Origin of the sequence: Streptomyces sp. NPDC051909 (assembly GCF_040681095.1) — a bacterium.
Taxonomy (GTDB): Bacteria; Actinomycetota; Actinomycetes; order Streptomycetales; family Streptomycetaceae; genus Streptomyces.
Genome location: NZ_JBFAYA010000071.1, coordinates 1 through 3,974, shown reverse-complemented (window position 1 = coordinate 3,974; position 3,974 = coordinate 1). Strand labels below are relative to the sequence as shown.

The following is a 3,974-nucleotide window of genomic DNA, read 5'->3' as shown; positions in this document are numbered from 1 at the left end:
GCGCCTTCCTCTTCCCCATGCTCTCCATGATGAACATCATCCTTCCGGGGCCCAAGCCCCTGATCTCCGATGTCCGTCAAAGCGAAGTAAGCCCACGCCCCGCATTCCACACGGTCTCGCCACGAGCGGCAATGTTGTGGGAAGCACTCCGATCGGCGTGGCCTCGCCGTCTGCTGGGAACGCCGCACCGAACTCCACGACGCCTTCGTCTCCCTCGCGGCGGCCTCATCTGCTGGAGACGGCTCAAGAACACCCGAACATGATCGTGTTACGAGCTCTACGGGACTGTCGAGCATAGAACGATGCGTAACCAACAGGGCCCCTCAGCCGCCGGCGTGCTCAGTGAGATCACCACGCAACAACCAGGAGCCCTGCCCTGTCACATGCCCCGCCCTCCAGGCCATTTCACCCTCCCGGCACAGGTTACAAGAGGTTCACTCAATGAATTCACCTATCCTCGCAGACCAGGTGCCATATGGGCAGGGGCCTACATACACCGATGAAGCTCCGCCGTCTCTCTGGTCCTGACGCGGGCTGTACAGCGTAGTTCCGGGTATTCCCAGAATCTTCTTACAGGTCACTTCCAGGGCCCAGTCCCCGCGGCCCCAGCAGGTCGCCTGGGTTGTGACTTCGGAGACATAGGTTATGGTGCACCTCATACCCCAATAAGGGGTAACCACATCTGTCGTCGGGTACCCGGTGGCAGATGCACCCGGCGCGGCCGTGATAGAGAGGGAAAGCAGGCCCGCCAGGAGGGCGCCGATAGCTGACTTGCGGCGGATGATATTTCTATTCATGGCGCCAATAAGAGCACACTCTACCTAGTCTCGGAATGTGGAATGGTTACTCAACCGGTTTCGGGACCCGGAGGTAGGGCCACGCTCCACCACTTGAGCTCGACGAGCGGGCGCCCCCGCGTGGCTGGCTGGACTGTTCTCGCCGAGCCATCGACTCGGTGAGCATGCGGGCCGTGGCTTCCGGGACTGAGGTGCGTGTCTTTTGCTCTGGAAGGCCGCCGGAACTGGGTTGCCTCCCCTGCCTCATTCCCATACACGGGCTGGGGCACTTCTGTCCGCTCAATGTCACTGGCCTCGGACTGGAATGCCGTTACCATGGCGTCTCCCCGACTGTATTTCGAGTGATCTATCCGATGCCAGCTGGGCTGGTGGAGGCTGCTTCGACCCCCGAGCGAAATGAGCGCACCGCTCGGTTCGCTCGCTTTCGTCCGACTGCCTGAGCACGAATCACGCGACCTACTGGATACGCCTCTATGAGCTCGTAACACGATCATGTTCGGGTGTTCTTGAGCCGTCTCCAGCAGATGAGGCCGCCGGCGAGGGAGACGAAGGCGTCGTGGAGTTCGGTGCGGCGTTCCCAGCAGACGGCGAGGCGTTTGAACTGATGGAGAAGGGCGAAGGTCTGGTCGACGACATAGCGGAGCTTGCCCAAGCCCTCGATGTTCGGGGCGCTCCTGCGGGAGAGCACCGGCAGGATCGGCGCTTGCGTAGTTCGCGGCGGTGGGGGTCGGAGTCGTAGCCCTTGTCGCGAGCAGGGCCTGGGGATGTCGTCGGGGCCGCCCCGGGCGTCCGGCGACGGGCGGGATGTCATCGACCAGGGCCAGGCACTGGGTGGCGTCGTTGACGTTGGCAGCGGTGGTGATGACCTTCAGAGGGGTGCCGCGTCCGTCGCAGATCAGATGGTGTTTGCTGCCCGTCTTCCGCTGGTCGACCAGCGACGGACTGGTGTCGGCTCCCCCTTCTTGGCGCGGACGTGGAGCCGTCGACGTATGCTCTGGACCAGTCCAGTTCGCCGGCCGCGTTGAGCTCGGCGAGCAGGATCCGGTGCAGCCGGTCAAAGGCCCCGACCTTCTGCCACCGGTCCAGCCGCCGCCAGCACGTCTGGCCCGAGCCGAACCCCAGCCCCAGAGGCAGCAGTTGCCAGGCGATGTCGTTGTGCAGCACATACAGGATGCCCTGCAGGCACTGCCGGTCCGGCACCGGCCGCGGGCCAGGAGCCTTCTTGGGCCAGGGCGGCAGCAGCGGCGGCTCGATCAGCGCCCACAGGTCATCGTCCACGATCCACGGCCCGGGTAGTCACACCATCCCGAACGGTCGGATCCTCATACCGGTCACGGCCGACCAGGGGCGTTCAGCAAGATCGTGTTACGAGCTCTAAGCAGCCTTCTGGGCTGGCCGCCGGATCAGCCCTTTCCGCAGCTGATCGTCCACCTTAGAGTGACGTCATCGGCGTTCAAATTGGTGAACGTGCGCGTCGCGCGGTCCGGGTCTCCATCCGTGGCCAATTCGCCCACTATTACGGCTTCCGGCTTTACCCATCCGTCGTACTTCACCGAAGGGCGACCGATTGGGCATCGCAACTCTCCCATGATGGTCGAATCTCCTTGGGAGTTCAGGCCGGGAACGTTGAAGTCCCTCGCGATCGACGCGATCGTAGAATTCTCATCCTTGAATTGGTTGGAGCATGTCCACTTGACCTTCAGGGTTATGCCCTTGGTCGTGTCATAATTCGTTATAGTGGTCTCGTTAGTACTGCCCACGATGCGGTCACCCGACCTCGTGGGCACCCACTTGTCTTCATGCTTGATCTTGGACAGTGGTACACCCATGGCGGTGTATGACTGAAAGAACGGAGTGGCGCTGGGGCAAGTCATCCGGAGCGTTGCCTTAGACGCGATCACATTCCCGTCCGTGCCAACTCTCGCAGGACCGGGGCCCCAAAGGTTGAAAGGTTCAGGGCCGGGACCTGGCATATACCTGACCGCCTCTGTAGTCGCCTCGCTCGCGGGGGCCGCGAGAAACGAAGCAGCTAGCACACCTCCAGCCGCAAGAGCAGCCTTCAAGGCAACAGTCTTCCGCATTCCCTATTGCTCCATTTACATATCGAGTTGTTTCCGGTATGGGTGCATCAGATACATCCTGCCGGTAAAGTATTTCGGTCACCACAGGATTGCATCCCTTGCCGCACTCTACATGTCTCGAGTGCGGCGAACCTTGAGTAATTCCTACCCTGATTGCTGTACTGATCTTTGATGCCACGTCTGGATCTGGTCATGTTCGGCATACGGATGCAGATGCATGGGGACTCGGACACGTAAGGTTTTCGCTGAGCCCAGTTGAGCTGGAGCGGCACCGCATGCAGGCGGCGGGGACTTATTCGAGCAGGGGATGCGGCAGAGCAAGGTCGCGCAGGTACTCGAGGTGACGCCGCAGGCGGTCAGCCTGTGGACCGCCTCGGCTGGTCGTGGCAGGCGCCGAAGGTGCGGGCCGTGGAGCGCGACTGCCGCATGGTGGCGCACGGAAACGTGGCCGGCGGTCCTCTCCCCCACGCAGGTCACCGCAGGCGGAGGGCGGGTCTGCTTCGAGGACGAGGCCGAGGCCGAGGCGTGGCTGAACGGGCCGACCCGCCACACCTGGGACATGGCCGGGCACACCCCGGTGATCCGACTATCCGGGAAACGCAACGACAATACCAGCATGGCGGCATGGCTCTGCTTCAACGACGGCGAGCAGCCCCGGATGATCTATGCGATCAAGGCCGTCCGACGGCTACACGAAGAAGGAATTCCCGCGCTTTCTCGCGATGCTCCACCGCCTCCCGGACCTGCCCATCACCGTCGTCTGAGACAACTACTCCAGCCACATCAGCAAACACGTGAAACAGCAGGCGCAGCGGCAGTACTGGTTCACGATCATCCAGATGCCCTCCTGCTCACCGGAGTTGAACCCGCCGAACTGCTCTGGGCACACGCCAAGGAGAAGACCGCCAACCGAGCAATTCGTACGATTGACGAGCCGCACCGGGCCCGCCCGCAGCGCCCTCCGCTACATCCAGCGCCACCCCGAACTCCTCCTGGCGTTCCTAGGGCGTTTCCTTCGGATCATCTGATCGTTGGTTGATGTGTGTCGTTGACTGACGCCCAGTGGGCAAGGATCGAGCCGTTACTGCCAGACCGG

1 protein-coding gene and 1 pseudogene are annotated in these 3,974 nt (G+C 62.4%); both read right to left on the bottom strand.

Annotated elements, in window-relative coordinates:
• Positions 1–1,287: 1,287 nt before the first annotated feature.
• Positions 1,288–2,078: pseudogene (locus AB0M18_RS36425) on the bottom strand (IS5 family transposase).
• Positions 2,079–2,200: 122 nt separating this feature from the next.
• A complete protein-coding gene (locus tag AB0M18_RS36420; RefSeq protein WP_365765680.1) occupies positions 2,201–2,878 on the bottom strand; it encodes a hypothetical protein in 678 nt (225 codons plus the stop codon).
• Positions 2,879–3,974: the final 1,096 nt, after the last annotated feature.